General features: G+C 39.2%; 13 protein-coding genes. All 13 read right to left on the minus strand.

All coding sequences use genetic code 11. The annotated features are described in order from the left end of the window. Positions 1-189: 189 nt before the first annotated feature. A complete protein-coding gene (locus MAHAU_RS08940) occupies positions 190-1,188 on the minus strand; it encodes a carbohydrate ABC transporter permease (protein WP_013781404.1) in 999 nt (332 codons plus the stop codon). Positions 1,189-1,207: 19 nt separating this feature from the next. Further along, entirely contained in the window at positions 1,208-2,113 is a 906-nt protein-coding gene (locus MAHAU_RS08945; RefSeq protein ID WP_013781405.1) for a carbohydrate ABC transporter permease, read from the minus strand. A gap of 1 nt (position 2,114) precedes the next feature. Continuing rightward, positions 2,115-4,427 (minus strand): DUF5696 domain-containing protein, encoded by a 2,313-nt coding sequence (locus MAHAU_RS08950; protein ID WP_013781406.1) that lies wholly within the window; start codon positions 4,425-4,427, stop codon positions 2,115-2,117. Positions 4,428-4,440: 13 nt separating this feature from the next. After that, a complete protein-coding gene (locus MAHAU_RS08955; RefSeq protein ID WP_013781407.1) occupies positions 4,441-6,525 on the minus strand; it encodes a YIP1 family protein in 2,085 nt (694 codons plus the stop codon). A gap of 17 nt (positions 6,526-6,542) precedes the next feature. After that, the gene (locus MAHAU_RS08960; protein ID WP_013781408.1) at positions 6,543-7,394 is read right to left on the minus strand and encodes a carbohydrate ABC transporter permease; all 852 of its coding nucleotides are present in this window, start codon (positions 7,392-7,394) and stop codon (positions 6,543-6,545) included. Positions 7,395-7,436: 42 nt separating this feature from the next. Next, a complete protein-coding gene (locus tag MAHAU_RS08965) occupies positions 7,437-8,381 on the minus strand; it encodes a carbohydrate ABC transporter permease (protein WP_013781409.1) in 945 nt (314 codons plus the stop codon). Between the two features lie 31 nt (positions 8,382-8,412). Continuing rightward, on the minus strand, positions 8,413-11,319 hold the full coding sequence (locus MAHAU_RS08970; protein ID WP_041644521.1) for an extracellular solute-binding protein: 2,907 nt from the start codon (positions 11,317-11,319) through the stop codon (positions 8,413-8,415). A 157-nt stretch (positions 11,320-11,476) separates the two neighbouring features. Beyond that, positions 11,477-14,389 (minus strand): ABC transporter permease, encoded by a 2,913-nt coding sequence (locus tag MAHAU_RS08975; RefSeq protein WP_013781411.1) that lies wholly within the window; start codon positions 14,387-14,389, stop codon positions 11,477-11,479. A 118-nt stretch (positions 14,390-14,507) separates the two neighbouring features. Continuing rightward, on the minus strand, positions 14,508-21,074 hold the full coding sequence (locus MAHAU_RS15080) for a fibronectin type III domain-containing protein (RefSeq protein WP_013781412.1): 6,567 nt from the start codon (positions 21,072-21,074) through the stop codon (positions 14,508-14,510). A gap of 301 nt (positions 21,075-21,375) precedes the next feature. Next, a complete protein-coding gene (locus MAHAU_RS08985; RefSeq protein ID WP_013781413.1) occupies positions 21,376-22,755 on the minus strand; it encodes a right-handed parallel beta-helix repeat-containing protein in 1,380 nt (459 codons plus the stop codon). Positions 22,756-22,765: 10 nt separating this feature from the next. Then, positions 22,766-23,464 (minus strand): deoxyribose-phosphate aldolase, encoded by a 699-nt coding sequence (gene deoC / locus MAHAU_RS08990; protein ID WP_013781414.1) that lies wholly within the window; start codon positions 23,462-23,464, stop codon positions 22,766-22,768. A 224-nt stretch (positions 23,465-23,688) separates the two neighbouring features. After that, complete coding sequence (locus MAHAU_RS08995) at positions 23,689-24,588, minus strand: carbohydrate ABC transporter permease (RefSeq protein ID WP_013781415.1); 900 nt, start codon at positions 24,586-24,588, stop codon at positions 23,689-23,691. An 18-nt stretch (positions 24,589-24,606) separates the two neighbouring features. Further along, positions 24,607-25,563, minus strand: a complete 957-nt coding sequence (locus MAHAU_RS09000) for an ABC transporter permease (protein ID WP_013781416.1) — start codon at positions 25,561-25,563, stop codon at positions 24,607-24,609. Positions 25,564-25,594 lie beyond the last annotated feature (31 nt).

The following is a 25,594-nucleotide window of genomic DNA, read 5'->3' on the forward strand; positions in this document are numbered from 1 at the left end:
ATACCCGTTGTTCCATAGCCAACTACATTTTAATCTAATTAAGTCATAACTGTTCACTCCCCCATTTCATTCTTCATACCTTTAGAGCTGTTAAATAGAATCGACCCACCTTTTATGACTAAATTATATAAATAAACTGGCCATATATCTATAATACTTTGATTACTTTACTTATCTTTTTTTTACCTGTTAACCCACGATACCTGTACGCTCGACGCTTTCCACAAAGTAACGCTGGCCTATTATATATAGTATAAGCATGGGCAGCATTATAAGTATTACTCCCGCATCTTTGGCCGGCAACGCAATCAATACGTCCTTTGTTCCTTCATACCCCCCTATAAGTGCATCTATGCTAATAAGCTTTAAGGACAAGGGATATTTTGAAAATGATTGTATATACATTGTCGGCTCAAATACATCATTCCAGTGCCATACGAAAGAAAACAAAAATACTGTCACTATAGCCGGTATAGTATTAGGTAGCATTATTCTTATATATGTCTGCAAAGGACCGCAGCCATCTATATAAGCGGCATCTTCCAGTTCTTGGGGCATGCCCCTGAAGAATTGCCTAAATATATATATGAATAAGCCGCTCTTTAATCCCAAGCCGAAAAACGTCGGTAATATAAAAGGTGCATAAGTATCCAGCAAATTTAATCCCTTGCCGCCGTTGAGCAGAGATATTATGCCTAGTACATCAAAATTGCTATAATGCACGTATTGGGATATAATGGTAGTCTGCGGCGGTATTATCAACGTCAACATAACCAAAGCAAATATAAGGTTCTTTTCTTTAAAATTAAATCTGGCAAAACCATAACCTATAAAAGAGCACGTTATTACTTGAAGCACGGCGGTAGACAGCGATATATTAAGACTGTTAATGAAAGCGGGTACATATTGTATTGCATTCCATGCCTCCAGGTATCTGGATAAAGTCGGGTGCTTCGGAATCCATATCGTAGTAGGATCTACCATGTCTTCGTAAAACTTAAGGCTGTTGCTAAACGCCCACAACAGTGGATACAACAAAATATATATAAGAGCTGCAAATAGAATAAAACGAAATGCCGATATGGCAATGCCTTGCACTCTACTGGTCGTTAATAAGCTGCCCGGTTTGCTCCATGCCGATATTACCTGTGATTCCTTTAATTTTTGCACATGTACCTCATTATCCATTTTTTATTACACCTCCATTTTACTCATTGATATAAAAGACACGCCGAGATGATATTCCTAGTATTACAAGCAACACTATACCTATAAATCCAAAATAAAGCCATGCTACAGTTGAAGCATATGAGTATTGCACCTTCCCAAAAGCAGTATCTAGTATATACCTGAGCATACTATTGCTGTAATCGGTAAACGAATCTATTATAGTATATATAATAGTTAGTACGGTAACAGGGGATAGGAGAGGAAATGTTATCTTCCAAAAAGCTTCCCATGCCGTGGCTCCTTCAACATCAGCGCTTTCATACAGAGTCGGCGATATGGATTGTAAACCAGCCAGGAACAACAATATCTGCACGCCAGATTTCCATATAACGTTAAATACCCTATTCATAGCGCTTATAACAGGAGCAACTAATGAAGAATTATTTGTCAATCTCAATAATAGAGCTCCAAAGTCCAGATTCTGAGCCATAGGCAAAGCTGTTTGTGACCCACCACCTGTAAGTTGACTCAACATATCTGCCTGCAAGCTATATAACAAAGCCCCTGAACCTATAACGACTGGTAGGAAAAACACCGCTCGGACAAAAGTCCTTCCGTAAAATTGCTTATTAAGCAATACCGCCATAAATATACTGAACATAACTATCAATGGTACATCTAATACTATACCTACAGCAGAGTCAGCTAAACTTTCTAAAAATACAGGATCCTTTGTAAAAGCGTACAAATAGTTATAAAAGCCGACCGGTTTTAGTACATATCCCCCTCCTTGTGTTATTTTTAATTCGTTGAATGTAAAGACAAATGATTGTATAAGAGGCTCCGCAAAAAATAGTAAAAAGCCTATTACCCATGGATATACAAATAGGCGGCCTGCCATGGCTTTCCGACTTTCTAAAGCGTTCCTTTTTTTCAACCCCATTTTATTCCACCCCTTGCACAATATAATTATGAGCTTTTACCACACGAGCATTAACAATATAGTCCTCACCCGTATAGTTAACTACAACCGAAATATCGCCTTCATAAATCGTCCTGTATATGCCCTCGTGAAGTTTTTCATGGCTTATTATCCTTTTGTCATATGTGCCTTTGTATAGTTTTTTCACTTCGTTATATTCTTTTACTGCATTATCCACCCAGTCATGGTAACACATACTAAATAGATCGTCGTAATCAGTACGCTTCAAGACTGAGGATTGTTCATAAATCCACTGATAATGCGGAATTGCACCGTACTCCACCATTTTTAAAAACTCATCGCTCTGGTCATGCCTTAAATTTGATGGTGGAGCGGTATAAGGTATCAATCCATGAACTACCATTTCATAAAACGGTACTTGTTCAGTTTCTATAAGAAATTCGCTAGTATCGAGGGGAGCATTCCATACTTCGGTAATATATGGCAATGTATAAGCGTTGCCCCCGGTTACAATAACCCTGTTCATTTGTTTAGCAAGGTTACCCAACACATCTTCCCATTTTGTTTTTACTTTATCTCTAAAGGCTAACTCGTTCTTCTTATATTGAGAATATATCATATCTCCTATTGAATCCACAGCTACATTCACTAAATCAAACCGCTGTAAACTGTCCTTAAATTCTCCACTAATATTAGGTAATCTTGCAGGGGAAAGAAGAAAATATCCCTCGCTACCAGGTTCTCTTCGGCCACTTACTATATCCCATTGCCATTGAAAAGCAACTGCATTATTAGCTAGTCTTACAGCATCTTTACTTCCCGAAAACCCGTTTCCCTCCTTATAAATCTCTAGAAACTCACCATTCGGAAATAGCGCTATATTATTTTCTACTGTATAATGTATGAGATCCTTCAATCCCCTTGTCCCGCCCAATTCACCAGCAGGCCTTATTTGATCGGTGATTTTATACTTATACCCGCCGCTATTAATTCCCATATATCTAACACTTATATCATTTATACCCCTCTTTTTAAGTTCCTCGATTATTATACGTGCTTGTTTAAATGTCGTTAATGGTTCCATCACTGTGCGAGGTATTCCCCATACAATCTTCCTTTTTTGAACCCCACCTATCAACGAAAGGGCAAAATACATATCATCGGGAATTGGTGCTATTCTAATCTTTTTTTCATTGACCAAATATTGTCTGTATGTATTTGCCATGCCAGAATAGCTGGCATTATCATACTTCAATAGATAATAATGTACTGTTATATCAGTACTCAGTGAAACCGGAGACATTTTATAAACAAACCTCTCGCTTATGCCTCCGAGAGATGTAGTTGTTTCACCTGTCTGCATACCGCCCTCAAATAACATAAATTTATTGATATCCCTATATATAAAAGCAGGATATGTTCTAAAATATCCACATAGATTCCCTGCTATACCGGCATTTATAGCAGAGGCTGCATCTCCTCCATCTATTATACCCAATACGGCAGTGTTATCTTTCTTTATCCCAAATACCGGTAACCTAAACGTTTCCTCTAGAGGTGGCATTTCTCTTTGTTCTATGGCTTTGTCCCATCCGTATACCGGCTTAGATATTTCAGCATAGTTTCCGAAGTTATCGTCAAATCTTATAAGTGCACCGCTTCCGTCGGGTATAAGTATGTAACCGTCGCTTGATTTTGCTGCCGCACCAAAAAAAGGCAATACTTTTATCTGGTTTAATTGAATTATATCTTCTTCCGCGGGCATTTGAGCCACAGTATTACTTGACTTAGTTTGCTGATCCTTTATCTTTTTTTGACCAAAATCTTGTCGATCTTTTATCGAATTAACTGGTATTTTCACGTCCATACCATTCTTTGTCAATCTAAATTCTATAGCAATGCTTATACCCTGTTGTTTAAACACATAATTTACCCTGATTCCATCTTCAATTTTTTTATATTGGAACGTTTTCTTTTTTACACACGAGGAATAACTGTTGTATTCCTCGCTTCTCCCCTTATTATCGAAAGTGGATATCATTATATGAGATGCCAGATTATTTTTAGCAAAGCCCTTGGAAAAATCTTTTTCCCACTCAGGTGGTATCGTATTCCACATATAGCCCGACATTTTGTCCTTTATGGCTACATCAGCATTCTCTTGGTTAAAATACATTTCAAAATTTGCATTTTCGGTTATCATGTCATAGCCAGGTATATCAACATTATCCGCCTTGATCTTTAATGGCCACATAAAAGTTACATTTAAAACCAGCGCCAAACAGAAGCCAACTATAAAAATTTTTCTGAACACTGTCATTTCCCCCTTACAACACCATGTACTTTATTTCTAGATATAACGTGGTTATAAACTTGATAAGTTGCTGCAATGCGCTGAAAAACACCATGCCAAGGAATATTACCGCCAATATCCCAAATACGCTAAAGCACGAAACTGTTACTGTTTTACCCATCGTATAATCCTGCACCGTCATATTACCTATAATTGTCAAAGCCAGTGTCCATATAATGGCTACAGCATCTATAAAATAATAAAACGTTCCTTCTTCTATGGTTATAAAATTGCTCAGTATTATTTGAAATGAATAAAGCAGTATAAGCGGGGTAAGAGCATAGCAACTGCTTATCCATATATGTTTCATAGTGGCCTCTCCATCCATCAATGTGCTTATGCTCCAATTTATCACCACCCAAGCTGTTAATGGCAGTAATATCACTGTAATTTGGGTTAATATATTCATTTCTTCCGGTACTGTAGAATTAAATAGAAAGCTCGTCAATGCCATACGGAGCATAAATATTATAACAGCCAAGGTTAATATTATAACAGAAGCAGTTCCTGCTTTCTTTTTATAATGCTTTAAGTCCCAAAAACCGTCAAACGGATGTATTATAACGTATAGGGCATATAATACGGTGTTCATCGTTCCGTCTTTGCCCATATATTCCCTTATACTTTTCGATAAATATACCCCATGTCTATGAAGTACCTTATTAAGGACATACAAACCTGCTATAATGAAACATAACAACGTCATTATAAAAGAGAAATTTTCCCTTAATACCTGCGTTCTATATTCCTTCAAAGCCTCCGAATAACCCTTTCTATAGCGAGCCAATTTGAAAACATCCATGGCCTGAGCATATTTCTCTTCTTTTAAATAAGCATTTCCTAAACCGACATATGCTAAATCATAATTAGCATTCCGCTTTAAAACTTTTTGCCAGGGTTGCAAAGCGTCTTCATATCTCCCTTGCATATAATAACTATTAGCTTTTAGAACATCATTGCCAAAGTCAGTAATTTTAAGAATGGTTAAGCTATTTTTGCTCCCATCTACGACAAATATCTTCCCATTTTTCTGCTCGAGCGCTACGGGATTAGCAAATAGTCCTTTTTGCTCTCCGCGTCCACCGATAACAAAAAGCATATCTCCAAGAGCACTATATATATAGATGCGCCCGCTGCTATTTTCTAATGCAAATATATTGCCATCAGTGTCCACAGAAATGTCCAAAAACTGAAATGGCTCATTAGTCGGCAGTATATCGCCGTAACGATTGCCCAATCTTTCGCTATGTCTTATTATGTTATCTCCTGCCGCATTAAGCCTTTTTATTTGATCCTCGGTAGCATTTCGTGTAGATGTATATAAAAAACCATCATGATCAATATAAAGATTGGAATATTCTATTGGAACGAATAGCTCACGCTGTGCCACCTGTTCTCTGGTAAGTATGCGCCTCCATAAAAGCTCTACAGGATTTGCTTTAACGCGATTGCTGCCAAAGAATCTGTTAAACTGTCCATCCGGAGTAAACTGCAGTATACCTTCTACTACGCCGCTGGCTACCACATATATTCTACCGGCTTTATCTGCCACGACCTTTTGTGGTTTGTAAGCAAAATCACTTGGAATTATATCAGATACCGGTTTACCAATAATTTTTATCAGATTGCCCTTTTTATCCAATATTATAATCCTTCCGTTTTGGGTATCTGCTACATATATTTCCTCGTCGTTGACATATACACCTTCCGGCAATTTAAAGTTATCCTGCTTGCCAAGATTTATAAATCCTTTTATGATTTTTTGTAATTTTAATTGTGAATTCAGTACTATAATTCTATTATTCCCGGTATCAGCGATATAAATTTCGCCATCAGGCGCAATACAAATATCCTGCGGTGCATTAAACGCTTCAATTCCAAAGTCAGCCCCTATCAATACGTCGTGAGGTAGGTAGCCTGCCGGAGATGGTGCTGCTTCCAAGGCATTATCATAAGTATAGGTAGGATATGGCGGTGCCGCGTAAGCACTGACAGAGCCATTTAATAATATCAATAATACTATACTTATAGCTAAAATATATCCATTAATTTTACTCATTATATCGCCTTACCTCCCTATTCTTTCAATCCCGACGTTTTCATGGTTTCTATAACGTTGCTCTGGGTAAGTATAAATATAAGTATGGGAGGAAGCATCATCAACAAGCCCACTGCGGCAGATGCGCCAGCCCTCGCTAAGCCTCCAGCCTGGACATATGACAATGCAAGAGGCAATGTCTTTAAAGATTCGGTATGAATATATAGTGCCGGCGAGTTTGAATCGTTCCAGAAATCCTTGAACGCTAAAAGGGTCAGCGTAAGCCATGCAGGTTTAACCATCGGCATGACTATACGCCACCACGTAGTAAGCTCGTTGGCTCCGTCCACTTTAGCTGATTCCAATAAACTATCGGGAATTTGTTCCATGAATTGCCTCATAAGGTAAAGTCCAAGCGTACTAGACATCATGGGAAAAATAAGTGCTTTATAATCGTTCAGCCAACCAAGCCCGGATAAAACCATAAAGCGCGGAATATTGGTAACATATGCTGAAAACATTAAAGAGAAAACTATTATATTAAAAAGCAGATTACTGCCTGGAAACCTATGCTTAGCCAACGGATACGCAGCCATAGAGGCTAGGAGCACATGACCTACCGTACCTACAATGCTGATGAATAAACTATTAAATATATATCTGCTAAAAGGGACATATGAATTCCCCATTAAGGAAAACAAATCTGTAAAATTCTTAAAAGTAGGCCGACGCACAAAAAAGCGAGGAGGAAATAAAAACAGCTCATCTAATGGCTTAAAAGCCATCGTAATTGTATAGACTAGCGGTAATGCCATAAATACGGCTACGGCTGCCAATATCAATGTGATAAGAATGTTGCCGCCTGTAGATCTATAAGATTTTACTCCCATACAAAAAGCTCCCCTTTCTTTTAACCTCTAACTTATCTTTTATTAATCGGGTTTAAGGAAATGCCTTACTAATTGATTTATTGTCACCGTTATTAAAAACAATATAACGGCTACTGCTGAAGCATAGCCCATTTCATAACGTATACTGCCATAATCCATCATGTGCAACACGATGGTATGAGCGGAATATAGTGGGCTTGGAAAGCCGGCAAGCTGGCTACATACATCGCTAACGGCAAAAGTAGCGGTTACCTGCATTATAGCACCAAATATGAGCTGCGGTTTCATAGCGGGTAGCGTTATATGATATAGTTCCTGCCAGCGATTTCGTATACCATCTATAGCTCCGGCTTCATACAACGTCTTATCTACACCCTGAAGGCCTGCTATAAAAGCCAAAAAACTGGTCCCCAGGCTCATCCATAACTGGACTAACATTATTATGTAAAGATTTATATTTGGGTCCTGTAACCATAATACCGGCTTATCGATAAGGCCCAAACTCATAAGCACGCCATTTACCAAACCATAGGCATCCCCTGAAAATATATAGGACCATATGAAGAAAACATTTCCTGCTATAGAAGGCGCATAAAACAGCAAAGTAGCAAACGACCTTAACAGAGGTTTAAGCTCATTTATAAACCACGCAAAAAGCAAGCAAGCAAAGTAGCTTACCGGTCCTGTTATAATAGCAAACTTAAAGGTGTTTTTAAGTGCTATCAAAAATACATCATCATCTAACAGCAGCAGTTTATAGTTTGACCAACCTATAAACTTTGGAGGTTCTATAATATTATAATAGCTAAAGCTTAGCACAACTGATACTATTACAGGTAATACTACAAATAATATAAACAATATCATATAAGGTGCCATGAGATAATAAGATTCCCTATTCTTTTTTACCTCTTGCCACGTTTTTCTTAATTTATAAGGTAAACCAGCATTAATCCCATTTTCAACGCTTATATTAGTACTGCTCATTCCATTACCTTACCTTTCTATATGCCCATGATTAATCCAGCCCAAATTCCTCACGCTTTTTCCTTATCTCCTTATTTATCTCTTTCACGTATTTAGTTAAGGCTTCTCTAGGAAGCTCTCCATTAACTACTACCTCTCTAAAGGCATTATCCAAATGGCGTGATGTGTAATAGCTGCCAGGAATTATAGGTATTTCTTTTAAATAGTTCCACTGCTTCATGAGTTTTTGATAATCGCTGCTCGACCATGGCAAACGTTCTACAGCTTTAATATTAGCAGTATTATACCTGGCTGCCGGACCTAATATGGCTTCTAATTCTCTGCCATAGCGCGTCTGTACATCAGCGCTCATCCACCATTTAATGAATTCCCAGCCTTTTTCCTTTTTATCACTGTTTTTCAGTAACACGCATGCCGTGCCTCCCCCGCTTATAGTCTTATCTATTGTTCCATCAGGCATACGAGTACCAGGTAAAGTGGAAATATCCCATAAGCCTTTTATCTCAGGTGCAGCTACTGAAAGCTGATTATACATAGTGTAGCTGGCTATCCCTATGGGCATTTCTCCTGTCCTGAATCTATTATAAAAATCAAAATACATCGGAAGACCGTAAAGCAAATATAAGTTGGTCCAATCTTCAAAGGCTCTTATCCCTTCAGGTGTATCTAGAGCCGACCGCTTATAATCATCCGTATAATATTTACCGCCATTTTGCAGCAGGAAGGCATTAAATGCATCCAACCCAGTCATCGGCGCCGCACCTCCAGGAGGAGAAGCAGTAATGCCGGGGCCGAATTCAAGATTATGCTCTTCCAATATCCCTATAGATTCATAAACATCTTCCCATGTTTCAGGTACACTCATTTTTAATTCACTCAATATATCTTTTCTGTAAAACAGCATTGGGAAATCCTGTGTCTGAGGCAGCGCAAATACTTTGCCATCATAAGTATATGGTATCAATGACGCAGGGGTAAATTGTGATTTAACCTCATCGAATTGAGGCATTGTATTCAATGGAACTAGAGCGTTTCTTACTCCATAATCCACGGGCAATGTACGGGACACATTCAATGCCACATCAGGAGATTCTCCAGATGCTACCGAGTAGAGCAGCACCTCTTCTCGCTGAAGCATATCCAGATTTACTTTAATACCGGTTTTAGGAGTAAAATCGTCTTCTATTATAGCTTTCAAGGTATCCGCCTGGTCTCTGCCCAGTAAAGCCCATACATTTATGGCATCAGCATCGTTATATATGCTGCCCACCCCTTCATAGTTTTCAGTGAAAGAAGCTAATAACGAACGAGCAGTTCCTGCAGCTCTTGTCCATAGTGATGGTTTAACCGATGGTAGAGCACTGTCAGGAGAAGCAAGGATTATATAATCAATATCCAATGGCTGCTCCTTAACCGTCAAGCTCCAAGATGAAAGTGATGAAAGATTATCCTTAAAGTTAGTAAGACCTTTTGATATCGTTTCCGGTTTTTTAGCAAAGGTTTCTAATTGTATGGCTACAGTCTGCAGCGTGGCTGTTTGGCTGCTAGATTCAAAGCCATATGTTTTCTTTAACCCTTCTATTTCGTTTCTTATAATGCGCGCATTCTCTGTCAAAGTGGGTATAAGCTCTTTTATTCTTTTATCCAGTTGATAGTCCCTGTAAGGATCAGGATTTACCCCCGTAAGCATGACTATTTTACTATACAGTTGAGTCAAATCTATGGCACATTGCTGAACTTCTCTAATAGGTTTTGCGGTGGCTCCCATGCATACTTGCATGGTGAGCGTATGCTCGCCTTTGGGCAGATAAAGCAAATAAGGCGTGCTATTATTTTCTCCCAATACTTTAAGTTGCCATTGAGAATCATAGGTAAATTCTATGTTATTTAATTCTTCAAACGGTACTTTGCCATCTATTTTTATTTTTCTATTCGACGGTAAACCATCCATATAGTTTTGCCTGAATTTTATGCCCACTTTATACAACCCATCTTCGGTCACATTAAACTTCCATGTAATCCATTGGCCATTAATTCTCCAATTATATCCTCCTATTACATTCAGGCGTATTTTAGCAGGGTCATAAGGTTCATTTAATGGATTTGAGCGATCCATAAAGGGATACAAGGTAGGATCGGACTTTAGATACACATTTTCTCCCTGTATTTTTATAAATTGACCTTTACTTTGTTTGACTATTTTCCCATCATAATCAGCAGCTACTTCGGCATAGGGTAAAGGCTGTTCGTATTGAAATACTTTTATATATTCGATCGCCATAGGTTCCTTTATAGAATTTAATCTAAGTTTATGTACCCCTTGAGTAAGATAAAACTTAAATGGTTCATCATATAGGCCTTCCGTATCGCTCAATACGATCTCTTGCCACATCGGATTTTCTACCTGACCAGGCCTTATATCATTTCCTCGATTATCCTTACTAAATTCATTCCCCTCTACCTTATCTCTCCATACCCTGGAAAACGATAGTGTACGACACTCATTAAATGGCCTTTCTCCGTCTATTAAAAGTTCTCTTTCAATGCTGGAGCTTTTGCCTTCTATAGGGAAATATTTTATTGCTATATTGTAAATACCTGTTTGAGGAATATCTATATTCCATTCCACAAAACCCGTATCGTTCCACTGCAGCACAGGCATTGATGCACCTTCGAAATCTCTAAGAGTTCTTAACTGCGCATCATAAGCAAGAGAATATTCGGTAGCGGGTATAACTATATTTACATCTGGCTGTCGTTGCGTTTTATATTTCTCACTATAAGCAGCGTAACTATTCGATCTTTCCATAAGATCAAATATAAGTGCTTTTTGCTCTCCTTCATCCCCACTCCCTTTTTGAGCATAAGAGGATATGGGCAAAACAAGCCCTATTGAAATAAGTACACTAAAAAGGATTAAACTCCACCTTTTCCCCAAGCTTTCCTCCCCCTTTACATTATATCTTGACAGCTTGATAAATTCAAAGCTCCCTAATAATATTTCTAAATTAACTGCTTTCATTTCTCATCTAAAATTATATATTCCTTAAAGGTAGTTGGTCTACAGCACAATTATTACATCCATTATCCTTTCTTTACTCTTCGCCCATTTTTATTGCTTGCCCTATCTTTACACCTTTTAACGTACGCCACATTACAACAAAACCTGCTAGTAAAATTACTCCCATAGCAAAATAAACTTTTAAATAATCATTTACATCAGCTATAACTTGAAACGGTGGTATGTGATTCCCATAAACTGTTTGTAAAATCGGTATAAATAATCTACTGGCTATATTGCCAACCGATATTCCAATTATCAAGGACGCTCCCGATGTCAACAATTGTTCAAATATAACCATACCGACTATTTGAATAAGCGGCATGCCCATGGCACGGAATACACCGAATTCAAAGAGTCTGTTGCGCATAAATAACAGGCAATATATTAAAAAGCCGAGGAATGTTATAATCAATGATATAATGAAGCCCAACGTTAAAGCACCGTTTACGCCCATTTGAGACGGTTCTTTCTTACTTTTTATTATTTCCTGATTAGCATCCCGTATGTCTGAAATCGCAATGCCTTTATCCTTTATATCTTCGTAAAGGGCCTGGCTGGCGGCAGCCGTTTTCATTTTCAACCATACCTCATAGGGTTCCAACGCCAAATGATTTTGTATATATGGTAAGTTAGCCACTATAAGCATGGGGTTTTTCTTGCCTTCATCGCTGATTGAGTGATAAGCCAGGCCTTTGTGGGGATCCCAACCGGGCCAGTAGTCTACTATTTCATATACGATAAAATTCGCTCCTTCCACCCCTCGCCAGCTCATTCTCAAAGTATCTCCTTTTTCAACGCCGTATTCGTCGCTGAAGGATCTGGATACTAGTATAGCGCTAGGTTCATACGATAATAAATTCAGGTATTCATTTATATGATGCGGCCATAATAGGTCTGACCGAAACCACAACACTTGGCCAAATTCATAAGGTTCAATGGCTATCAACTGCACCCCGCTTCCTCTTTTGCCTGCAACATCCACATCCACCATATCCTTTATAAAGACCTTCGCAGCGTGTTCCACACCATTCAAACTCTGGTAAACAACAAATGGAGGCTCGAAATAGTGAACAGCCTGTTCCTGAGTTAGTTCTTCTCTCTTTTCCGCATTAGATACCTGGGAGGGCAAGTCCAAGTGAAGCTGAGGAGGTGCGCTTACAGCAGGAGCATCGTTATCCCATATAGGCCTTAGGGCCACATCACATCCTATATGATAATATATTTCATCCTCAATATTTCGATTGAGCGTCCTGGCCGTATTAGCACCGAAGATGCCGGTGCTAATTGTTAATATGAGAAAAATCATAATAAACTGATAGCTTGTCATCGACCTACTAACCCGAATTAAAGCCGCATATAAAAAGGACGGCCACCATTTCATGCCTAATTTATAAATTATGTTTAGTAATAAAGGGTAGATACGTAAGATGAAAAGGCCTGCACCCAATATAAAAATAGTAGAGGCCACAAACAAGAGTTGATTTGACTGTAGCCCCATCACGTTGCCCAATCTCATTATTATCTGCTGCTGCTGATTAAATAAATATAAGCAGTATACAGCTAAAAGAAGCAAAATAAAATCTACGTACCATCTTTTCCACCATGGTACATTGTTCCTTCTTGCCAACTGCGTTTTAAAGCTTATAATAGTAGTTTTAGATATGGTATAGGATAAAGTTAACAGTGCTATTAAAAATATGATGGCAGCTATTATGCTTAACTGATAGGCACTACGGCTTAAAGTAACGGGCAGGGCCTTTCTATTTACAAACTCTAAAAAGCCGCCGGACATACCCATCATGCGGGCTGAAACGAGGCCAACCACAGGAGCAATAATAACAGCAAAAACAGATAACAGTGCCCCCTCTACAATATATTCGCTCATCACCTGGATGCGATCTGCTCCTCGGCTGTTAAGAACCGCCATTTCTCCCCTATCATTATCTATAACCATAGAAGATACCATGAGCAAATAAAAGCACAATAATAGCAGTACAGGCATATTTAATGCCCATAGTAATGTTGATATTCGATTCGCTTGAACACTGTATTTGCTCACAATACCAATCATAGGTGCATTAACATTAAACCCTTTATATAGCTCATTCAGCTCCTTGTTGATTCTATTGTGAGCCTTTATCAGCGACCCTATGTTCTGAACCTTAATTTTATGATAATCTAAAGCATAATACCATTCTATATTTTTAACAACTAATTTATTATGCTCAATAAATTCTTTGACAAATAGCTGATGATCGAGCAATAAACTATCGCTATAACTGGATATATTTTTAAACCAATAAAGGTCACGCTGGTATTTAGGTGCAAACACACCTACTAGTTTTACTTTAATAGGAATATCAGGGATGTTTTTATCTGATCCTGGAAAGTCCATTATAAAGGTTTCACCAAGTACTACGTCCAATTTTCTCATCGCGGCTTCAGTAGCTAAAACCTCATATATCCCATTATAAACATCCTTGGATGGTAACCTGCCATCTACAATTTTTATATGTTCTTCTATGTCGCTCAAACTTTGCAATCTGGCAAACCGCTTAATAGAAGGATCTGCTTTTGACGGGTTCGCAGGTTCTAACTTATATACATCTGAAGAAGCATTGGTTACAAATACTTGAGGCGCCAACCCCAAATCGGACACTATTTTTTTAGTGATATATCTATTTAAACGTTGATAAACATCCTTTTTTTCAATCTCCCCAATATCCGGCTTGAATGAAACGACTACTTGATAATCTCCTGGATATTTATTAGAAGAAGCTTGATATGACTCCAATTCACTGGTAAGCATTTTTTGTAGAACGCCGCCGCTATAAATAGGTACGCTGCTTACCAATGCCACTGCTAATATAAGTCCAAGTGTCAGGCATGCTACCAACCATTTGTTGTTAAGTATTTTCCTGATCACTACAATTAGCAACAACAAATTAAGATGCCCTCCTCTTTAATAACCTTCACCACAGTTCAAATCACTTTAATTGTCTGGTGAAGCTATATAGCTTCACCAGACAATTAAAGTGGATAACATGCTATCCATCCAAATCTCATCTATTTTTAACTTCAGGTTTATCACGCATTTCAACTACGGGAGATTCACCAGACACTTCGGGCTGCCTTAAAAGGTCCAGAGCCTGATTTTCGTATATTGGTGACCCTTGAAAGTTATAAAGCTCTTCCATCGAATGAGTAACCTTCAATACCTCAGGCGCTTCTTGCAAATCTCCGCGCCTGTACATCAAGGCAAAGGCTGGGAACTGTCCTAGCACAGACGGCACCATCACTGGCCATTTTTGCACACTTGTCTCCCAGTCAGCGGTATTGACAGCAAACAGATGAATGGCATCCATCCCTTGGAGAGCCCCGTAACATGCCCACATGGGTACTGATTCTCCATGATATTTGTTGGGATTAGTCCACGCGGTCTCGGTAATCATATGGGGGTAACCCGCGACTTGCACTATCTGCGTTATACAAGAGGCCGGATTGGTCATCACGGAAATATCCTTATAAGTATCGCCGACCCTTACCGAATAACTAGCAGCCTCACCTTTATGATCGCACTCAAAGTATCCATGGCGGTCGATTACATCGCCCTCTGTGTAAGTATAACGTTCAAGTGCGTCTAAAGTCACTGGGTCCGCAGTAGTCCAGTTACTACAGCTTATCATGCTTTGCGTGCCTATTTCATTTTTGAAAAAAGACACCATATTATTATAAAAGCCCTTTTGCATTTCTGTAAGAAACCGCACCTGATCACTCATACGATTTTTAAATGCACCTGTGCCGCAACCATCTTTAGTCATAAACCAAGCATCTTTAAGTTCCATTCTGCCTTCAGCAATATTATCCAGAGGCTGAGCACTTCCATCTCCCCATGCGGCTAAAGCTGCATCTAAAGAGCCGTACTTCTTTATAAGCCAAGTGGCAAAGCGAGTTTCAAGTTTATTTATTTGTATCTCAGGTATATTATTTCTTCCAAAAGTCCAGAAGAAATAACTATCCTCATTCTGAATTTCTATTATAGCTACTGCCGGGTCTTCCGCAAGCGAAACTCCGGTATAGGGGTTTACTGTTTTGAAAATAGTCCGTGCCCAATTTTTATATATTTTCTGAAATTCGGGATCGAACTGAAGCAATGCAAAAGGATGCTTGTTGCTAATGGTCTCATATCCCTCCAAGCCATACTCAGGTCTGACATTTATCCACAGAGGAAAATAGAAGCTTATATTGGTATATATACCTTCCTTCTTCATCGCTGATACAAAATAATGCAGCTTATCTAGTTTTTCTTTATCAATAACCGATAGGTCGACATTATCCTCATCAAACAGGGCACCGTGTACACGCACCATATTGACACCATATTTGGCAAGACGCCTTGCCATATAATCTATGGTTTCATGGTCTTGATACATTGTGGCATTCACTGCCCAGAACCTGACCGGTGTACCATCGCCAAGCACAAACCCATCTCCATCACGCTTTACATAACCAGATTGGCCGGCAACCGCTTCATTAAGATTGCGAAGATCCATCCATGCCTCCTTGAAGGGATCAATATCAGGTTCAAAAGCAAAGTAACCTTCCTCGTGATTACCGGTTTTTTCCCCAGGTTTAAGCTCACCTCTGGGAACAAATAGATCCGGTGTAAGCATGAAACAGTCGAAGCCTGATACGGTGCTTTCACCCTCCGCCGCCGTAAGCTCGAATTCAAAAACGTGCGTCCCGGCAGTTAAGTTCACTTTGCCTATATTGACCCAGTTTGCGCAAATAAACGTTCTCAAGTCAACATTGTCGGCCAATGAAACATCACTGCCAACATAATTCCACTCTTGATTGTCAAAACGCCATCTAAATGGACCATGTTTCCAAAACTTTCTTACCCAAAAATTATATTCTCCATCAGCCGGTACTTCCAATTGATATTTAGCAAAATAAGGATCTTGGCCAGCGGCTCTTTCTCCATCACTGGTAAGCCAGTTGTCTCCGGAGAGAAGCTCCCATTCACCTTCCGTGCTTATATCGAAATCAGAGTGTTCGGGGTAGTTTGTCTCTATGGGCGATTCACCTTCCCACCAAATATAGTTGCCTGTCGCAGAATAAGGCTTTTTATCCTTACTATGTCCAGTATCCAGAGCCACTGTGAATATAGCGTCGGAGGCTAATGTAATAGTAGTACCGCTCATATCTTTTTTAACTTTAAGCTCGCTTTTTTCATAACCGTTTTCATCTAAAGTAATAACCCTATGAATCTGGCTTTTGCCTTTGAAAGTCACCTTGGCATTAATATTTTTTACGTTTAAAGGAATGCTCCCAAGGCTTGTAATTTTACCGTTCACGGTTTCTGCTCCATAGAATTTGTCCTCGGTCATAGCCTGTATCATTATTCTTTTAGATGATTTTAGCGGCTTATTATCGAGAGAAACTGCTACAATAGTAGCATAATCATTGCCTGATTCTATAACTATATCGCCAAGATCGATAGCTTTGACTTTGTTCAAAAAACCAGTTGCGCCTTGTGTATTAGGCGTGTCAATCTTCATAATACCATTGTCATAATCCCATAAAAGCTCACCGGTCATACTTGTTATAGTTTTTCCTTTGGTATCGATATACCGAGATAAATCCACCGACTCAATATTTGATTCAGTATCAGAAAATGATCGCGTTACTTTGCCCACAAAAAAGCCTAAAGATTTAAGAAGCTTATCTCGTGCCTCATCATCCTCACCATTAGATGCGTTTGTGGTAAATGCTGTTATAAATTCGCTCCTAGCTGATATATTGCCTGCAGCATCCCTTGCAGCCACAGAAAGTTTATATTGCGTATTCGGAGAAAGCCCCGTTATTTTAAAAGTTGTATTGGTTATATCCGATGTATTCATTTTTATATCTCCCACATAAATATCATAGCTTTTAATTCCTGTATTATCTATCGAAGGCTGCCACGAAAGGGTAATCGTAGTGTCCGTCTTTTCCGTAACCTTCAGCCCAGTAGGTACGGACGGCGCTTTATAATCGCTATTCGTGTAGTCTCCATATAATGTGGTCACACTATTGGGAGGTACCACAAGATCTCTAGTAATATCTTCCATTCTAGTGCATATCCTGTGATTTGACGTCATATAGCTCATAAAACCGGCCGGCAAATTATCGCCATCGATTTTTACGGAATGGGAAACGCTGTCTTTATTTATTACAACCACGCTTAATTTATTGCTGTGATCGTCTTTGAAAGCTAAAGTCAATATATTATCGTTTGAAGATATAGCTTCCACGCGCATAGCTCCTGGCTTTATAAACTTATAAAACTGCTTAGAAACACCGTAAAGTAATGATGGTTTATTGTTCAGAATCAACCCATAGGCCCCGGTACTACCGTCTCCAGAATCCATAAATGACCACCAGATCCATGAACTTATATTTCCATACCTGATGGCGTTATATATATTTCCTGCCAGCGTCATAGCTCCATCGATATTATTTATATGGCCCGAAGTCTCGGACATCCATGTAACCCTTTGCTTGCCCATTTGAGCCCAATTGTATATATCGCTCCATGTTTTGGCGCCTGCCCCTCCTACGTGTATGCCGTCTTCGTCATAATTATGGATAGCGATTATATCAACATATTTCCCGGCCTGTGGATCAGAAGCTATAGAATTTATATAATCATATACATGGCCCTGTGCAGGCAAAACTTCAGGCATAAATATTTTTGTTTTTATGCCCTCTTGCTCAAAGAGTGGCCCTACTACTTTTATTAGCTCCTTATACTCATTCCACAATAATACTGCCGAATCATACGGTTCATTGAATTCGGGTTCATTTTGTAAGCTTATAGCGTACAAATCAATACCGGTTTCTGCTTTTATTGTTTTTATCATACCAACCAATTCTTCAGCGTATTCTCTGTAATACCTCGGTTCCAGCACATTATTGGTAGCCCAGCTGTTCGCTACCATGCTTTTATTGCGTTTCATCCAGTAAGGAGGGCTCCATACCGTGAGAACGAATTTATCTATACTGGATTTATCCTTCAGTTCTCTCATTAATTCCAACGATAAATCATCGAGGTTAAAGGAGCCATAGTCAGTAATGGCCGGATTGCTATTATCGTTAATCCATTCAAAATGGCCTCCACCGCCAAATCTGGCAACGGTCAAGCCTATATCGTTTACCCATGGTATCATAAGATCTATTTTTTCTCTATCTATCTTACCGGCACCCAGGAAAGCGCCAAAGCCATCTATCTTTTGATATGTTTCAGAAGTATTTATGTCAACATTTACAGAATCAGGCCCAGATACGTCTAATACATCCACCTTGAATGAGATGCTCTTACTATCTGACCCACTCGCTGAAACGGTTAATGTTATAGTAGTACTTCCAGTCACTCCGCGGCAAGGTATCAACCTAAGAGATGCTTTACCACCTACTATCTCGCTTATTTGTGGATCAGGTATTAAATTAGTATCAGCACTAGTGGCTTTTAATGATACGTTATCGTTATGACCAATTCCATCTGAAATACCTGTTAAATTGACGTCAATGGCATCGCTATTGATTTTAAGTGCATAATCGGCAACCGGATCAATTGTGCAGGCAGGTACAGTCAACGGTCTGTGGGCTTTGCTTCCCACCCGCAGATCATCGAAATAAAATGTGCCTGTAAACATTTCACCCGGAGCAAAATTAAAAAGTAAGGCTTTAATCCTTGAAAAATCAACCTTCTGTCCATCTCCCTGTAAATCCTTACCTGTAAAATCAAAGTAGTATTCAACATACTCATCTGTGACTACTTGCTGAACGGTGCCGGCAGTATTGTAATGATCATAAGCATCCCATAAAAAAACCAGCATTTTCGTCCCGGGTTTATCCGTCTTCATTCTGATACTTATATATGGATACTGGCTGAGATCCAGTTCTTCCGGAATAGAAAACCATAGTCCAGCCCATACGTTGTTGGTTATAGTTTTATCAATATATATATTAAGTGCTCCATTCTCTTCGCTACAGAAGTGGCAGCCTTCACCGGAATTGAGCCAACGGGGGTCTGTGACACCATCATTAAAATCATCTTCAAATCCTGTTATCGGTTTTGCTCTAACAGTGATCTTGAATGTTTTTTCTGTAAAAGCATCACCATTGTTATTAGACCTCCCACCATCATCGCTCAATTTTAGCGTAATGTTAGTTTCCCCGATCTGTCCGGCAGTTGGTTTGAACTCTAGCACAGCATATGCGTTTCCTTGCATATACTCCACTGAAGGGTTAGGTACAACAGTAGGATTAGAGCTTACAGCTTGAAAGCTAAGGTTTTGTATAACGCCGTCATCACCGTCATCTATACCGGTTAACGACACAGTCTGTTCGCCGCAGTCTTGAAGCACTGCAACGTCTTTAATATTTCCCATTTGAGGAGCTTTATTAACCTCTTCATAAATACTCACATTAAAAGTCGTCTGAAATGTATCCTTACCCTCGGCAATGGTCCCGCCGTTATCTTTTAACGTAAGTGTAATGGTATAATTACCTACAGCCTCCGGCAAAAATCTCAAAGAACCATATCTGTCATCTGAGGTATAATTAACCGAAAGGTCTTTTATAGCTTCAGCATTAGACACTGTAGCGCTTATATCTATATTCTGCCTGGCATTAGGATTCCCATCGTCTATACCTTTTAAATCCACGCCGGCATATTCCCCTTTTTTGACTATCTGATCCGGTATTGAAATAATCTGAGGTGGATTGTTGCCTTCTACTGAAACATCGAATAAAACCTCTTCAACATCCGTACACTTAGACGATGTAGCTGTAATTTTGATAGTGCTGCTACCAATCTTATCCGATGTTGGTTTATATTTTAATACTGCCGTACCGTCCCCATTGCTAATAATTGTGGGAGTAGGTATGAGAGAGGTGTTAGAACTTGAAGCAGTTAGCTCAACGGCCGCATTTGGATCTATGGCGTTTTTTATGCCCCATACATTGACTGTTTGCTCGGGCGCATTTATATATGTCTGCTGATTTGAGATACTGGTTACATTAGGCACCAATAAAGCATCGGCACCTATTTTCAAATCATCAAAAAAAGCTGTGCCACTGCAACTAGGGTTATCAGGGTTAAATACAAAATTGAGCTTCTTTATTTTGGTTAGGTCCACATCTTTTACATTGCTAAAATTGAATGTATAGATTTTAAAATACTTCGATGATACCACTTCATATTCATTAGTAACATCACTGTAAGCATAGTGATCAGCACTATCCCAAACTGAAAAACTTAGCCTAAAGTCGAAATCCGATCGAACTTTAATACTCACATATGGTTTCTGAGATATATCTATAGATTCAAATGAGTATGTAAAGGAAGCCCAGGAATTATTGGCCTTATTAGCCTCGATCTTTAATTCCCCATTAGCCTCGGTTAGCTTATAATTAGCATCGCTCCACCACCCGGTTAAAGTATTATCATTGAAATCTTCTACAACTCCTCCACCTTGAGCAAACGCATCTTGAGGCGTTATCGGCATACACATGCAAATAAGCATGACAAACACCATAACCTTAGCACATAATCCTTGTTTCAATTTTAAATTAATACTCATCTACTAAGCCCCCTTAACTTAACTCTTCTTATAGGTAATGCATTAACTTGTAGAATAGCTGAGATACTATATGTTTTGTTACAGTGCGTATCTATTTACACCTCGGCTTATTTTTATTATAAATTAGTACAAGTTATCTTTCTACAATACTTTCTTTACATTTCTCGTACTATCTTTACTTTTATAAATGTAACTTTATCCTGTTCAAATTTATCACTGCAATTTCCATATCAGTTGTGCCCTAAACGCCTTTTCTGTAAAGAAAAATGTGCCTATGTCAGTCTTAGAACCATCAGCATCGTTATAATCGCTCGCTACCAAGGTCATCATTATTTATAGCCAACGATGGCGGTTTTAGATAGAAATTACCTTTTGCCTCGTCTGCAAATTCAAGAGGCCATTCAACAAAACTTATACCGTTATATGGATATACATAGGCGAAATTACCAGTCCAGCCGACATATATAGGATATTCTATATCGTTTCTGTCGTAAATAAGATTGTGCTTTATATCGATTCCTTTTTCTCTAAAAATAGTCTCTATGTCTTTGCCTTCCTCTAAGTATAGATCGGAGTAGCCTATTTGAAATGCTCTATTATCGCCTACGACATTATTGGATATATGCACATCATTTAAATTAGCAGAAAATAAATATATGCCTCCTGTAATCCAAAATAGCTCTTTATGTCCAGGATAGCCATACCCATTATGGACTATAATATTATTGTATATATTTACATTCTTCCTGGGCCCATCGCCTCCCCATCTGCCAAATAATATACCGGTCCCATAGTTGTTATAAATCAAATTATGATGTATTCGGACATCAACTAATATTTGACCGCCCTCTACAGATATAGCCATACCGGCGCCTCGACACTCAGTAACAACGTTATGATCAAATTCCACATCCGTTAATTTACCAAACCATGAGTCCGCATAAAGTCCCTGACGATCGACATTATGTATATAATTGTGATGTACCCTACCATATCTGCTGACCTCTTTAACATCAATGCCTTCTTTATCACAGTTATATACATGATTATATGCTACTTCAAAATTTGATGCACCCGCTATGCTAATCGCTTCATGAGGCGGCTCATTGCCACGTTTCATACCTTTTGGTATCATATCCCATGTATTGGCTTTTATTACCGTATTACCTATAATCCTATTGTTATTGCAATGCTGTGCGTCTGTATCGGTATCCCACATAGCAATGCCGCAGGCAAATGTATTTTCTGTAGTACAATGGACAACCTCTATATTATTAGAATTTTTTATATGGATACCTTTAGCATGGGAGTTAGCAATTTTTATATTTTTTATACATATATACGCTACATCATCAAGTTCAAAAACTCCCATATCTATTGAGAACGAACTGGCATCGCTGTCAAAGCTACTCGCGTCTATTACAACTTTTTCATCATTATAGCCGCTATAAATAATATAAGCTTGCTCAGTGCCTGAATTCTTAGGCACTACTGGAGAATTAACCTTGTATACCCCTCCGCGTATATAAGCAGTATCACCTTTTTTTAATATTGAAGCAGCATGTTGAATGGTAGCCCATGGTTTGTTGATTGTCCCAGGATTACCGTCATCACCATCGGTTGCTATATAGTAGATATTACTGCTCGTATCACCTTGATTTCCCATAAACGATCTATTCATAGAACCCTCCTTAATATTCTAAAGTCCCATTATTCTGGCGTCTTATAGCTTCTTCCATTATAACGCTCGTAGCAGTAGCACCGATTCTTTCAACCCCCGCTTTTTTAAATGCCAACAATGCATCCAATGTGCGTATCCCTCCAGCAGCCTTGATTCTAACATTTTGGGTAACCGTACGCTTCATGAGTCGGACATCATCTAATGTAGCACCGCCGCTGCCATAACCGGTAGATGTCTTGACATAATCTGCACCAGCTCTTTCCGCTATACGGCACGCCTGCTCTTTAAGTTCATCAGTTAGATAGCAGTTCTCCAATATTACCTTTACTATGGCATTTCGCGCATGGGCAGCATCCGTTACAGCACGTATATCATGTTCAACATATTCAAAGTCCAGTGAACGTAATCGCCCTATGTTGAGTACCATGTCCAATTCCGTTGCCCCTTCATCTATAGCTGTATTTGCTTCAAAAACCTTTATATCGGTCTTATTGGAACCATGAGGAAAACCTATGACCGCAGCAATTTTAATACTACTTCCCTCAAGCTGTTCTTTAGCGAGTTTCACATCACACGGTCTCACGCATACCGCTGCTACGTCGTATAGTTTCGCTACATTACAACCTTCTATGACATCTTTTATCGTTAATTCAGGTTTAAGCAAGGAATGATCTATCATTTTTGCTATATCCTTAACAGTAAGCAACATATAAATACCCTCCTTTTAGACTCTATTAAAGTTAAAAAATATTAGAAGTAAAGGCATCACCAGATCCCCACAGTATTACTTCGGTTTCTATAATCCTGATTATGTGCTACCATACCTCATAATTCCCACTTCATAATGATCAACTCACATAAATTTATTGTCTTAATCTTATCAGCTATAAGCCTATACATCTATAGAACTTTCTTTACAATCCTAATAATATATCAACCTTTCACACTTCCCAGCACCAATCCTGTGGTAAAGTACTTCTGCAGGAACGGGTATATGCATAAAACGGGTATGGCCGTTATAAATACCTGGGCGGATCTTATGGTTTTTGGTGACAGCTTAGACATAATGTTTTGCTGTTCGGTGGTTAAAAACCTCGATACATCTATGGTAAGGAGGGACTGGAGATATGTCTGCAAAGGATAATGGTAGGATTTCTGCATATAGAGCATGCCGTCGAACCATGAATTCCAGTGCCCGACTATGGTAAATAAAGTTATAGTGGCTATAGCCGGTTTGGATAGCGGCACAACGATCCTCCACAATATTTCCCAGTGGCCCGCACCATCTAAAAATGCTGCTTCCTCCAATTCCTTAGGCAAACCCCTAAAGAAATTGAGCATCAATATAATGTTCCATGTATTTACCGCACCAGGTATGACCAGCGCCCATATGGTATCCAAAAGCCCTGTATAGTAAACCACCAGGAAAGTCGGTACCAATCCACCGCTAAAGAGCATCGTAAAGAAAAAAATCCACACATACGTCTGGCGAGCCTTGAATTCTTCTTTACTCTTTGACAGAGGATAAGCGCATAATATGGTCAATACAACGCTTATGGCAGTACCCAGTACCGTTCTTTCTATAGATACAAACATAGCTCTCCAAAAATCACCTGATTGCAGCACGTACTGATATGCCTGCCATGTAAATTCCTTAGGCCACAGCCATACTTCACCCGCCGTAGCCCTCGCCGGACTGCTGAGCGATATAGCCAGAACATTTAACAGCGGTACAATACATACGGCAGCCGCCAAAAATAAAATTATATAGTTGAATATTGTAAACACCTTATAACCAGGGGTATTGAGATAAAATCTGTTACCTGTTTCCAACTTTTACACACCTTCTCACTAAAATACCTGATAACCGGCAAATCTATCTGCCAACCAGTACGATATAGATATCAGTATCATTGAAACGACCGATTTAAATAATCCCACAGCCGTACCGAAGTCGTACTGTCCACCAAGCATGCTTATCCTGTAAACCAGCGTATCTATTATATCGCCGGTTTCGTAAACCGGTACGCTGTACAAATTGAATATTTGATCAAACCCGGCGTTTAACACGTTACCCAAAGACAGTACCAGGGATAAAACTATTATAGGCATCATGCCCGGTATGGTCACATGTATGGTTTGCTGAAATCTGTTGGCGCCGTCCACCACAGCCGCTTCATATAAAGAAGGGTCTATACCCGTGATAGCCGCCAAATATATAACCGTCCCGAATCCGAATTCTTTAAGCGTGTCGGTAATTATCATAAGCCAGGGAAAGAGCTGCTTGTCCCCCAGCCAAAACTTCGGCTGCAAGCCAAACAACTGCGCCAACATATTATTCAGCATGCCATCGGGAGCAAGTATTTCTTTCAACACACCGGCCATTATCACCCAGGACAAAAAATGCGGCAGGTAAACCACCGTTTGTATGGTGCGTTTATACCAACTTACTCTGACCTCGTTGAGCAAAAGCGCCACAACTATAGGAACAAAAAAACCCACTACTATTTTGCCCGAAGCAATGAAAAGCGTGTTGCGCAAAGCGCGCGTAAAGTCAGGGCTGCTAAATAATCTTCTGAAGTGGTATAACCCAACCCATTCGGATTCCCAAAACGCCCTGATGCCCAAACCAACATTAAAATTTTGAAAAGCTATCACTATGCCTATCATTGGAAGATAAGCATATATAAACAATATAATAAGGCCGGGAAACAGCATTAAATGGAGTGAACGCGTACCCAGGCGCAGATTATTGCTTTTATTTTTGTTACGCGTACCGGTTTTTACGGCAGCCTCATTCCTTATCACCTTATCACCATCCACCTTCATATAATTCTTT

Source organism: Mahella australiensis 50-1 BON, from assembly GCF_000213255.1.
Classification (GTDB): domain Bacteria; phylum Bacillota; class Clostridia; order Mahellales; family Mahellaceae; genus Mahella; species Mahella australiensis.

Excerpts from the sequence above, each read along its gene's own strand:
- MAHAU_RS08940 (WP_013781404.1), bottom strand. The coding sequence starts at position 1,188 with ATGGATAATGAGGTACATGTGCAAAAATTAAAGGAATCACAGGTAATA.
- MAHAU_RS08945 (WP_013781405.1), bottom strand. The coding sequence starts at position 2,113 with ATGGGGTTGAAAAAAAGGAACGCTTTAGAAAGTCGGAAAGCCATGGCA.
- MAHAU_RS08955 (WP_013781407.1), bottom strand. The coding sequence starts at position 6,525 with ATGAGTAAAATTAATGGATATATTTTAGCTATAAGTATAGTATTATTG.
- MAHAU_RS08960 (WP_013781408.1), bottom strand. The coding sequence starts at position 7,394 with ATGGGAGTAAAATCTTATAGATCTACAGGCGGCAACATTCTTATCACA.
- MAHAU_RS08965 (WP_013781409.1), bottom strand. The coding sequence starts at position 8,381 with ATGAGCAGTACTAATATAAGCGTTGAAAATGGGATTAATGCTGGTTTA.
- MAHAU_RS15080 (WP_013781412.1), bottom strand. The coding sequence starts at position 21,074 with ATGAGTATTAATTTAAAATTGAAACAAGGATTATGTGCTAAGGTTATG.
- MAHAU_RS08985 (WP_013781413.1), bottom strand. The coding sequence starts at position 22,755 with ATGAATAGATCGTTTATGGGAAATCAAGGTGATACGAGCAGTAATATC.
- deoC (WP_013781414.1), bottom strand. The coding sequence starts at position 23,464 with ATGTTGCTTACTGTTAAGGATATAGCAAAAATGATAGATCATTCCTTG.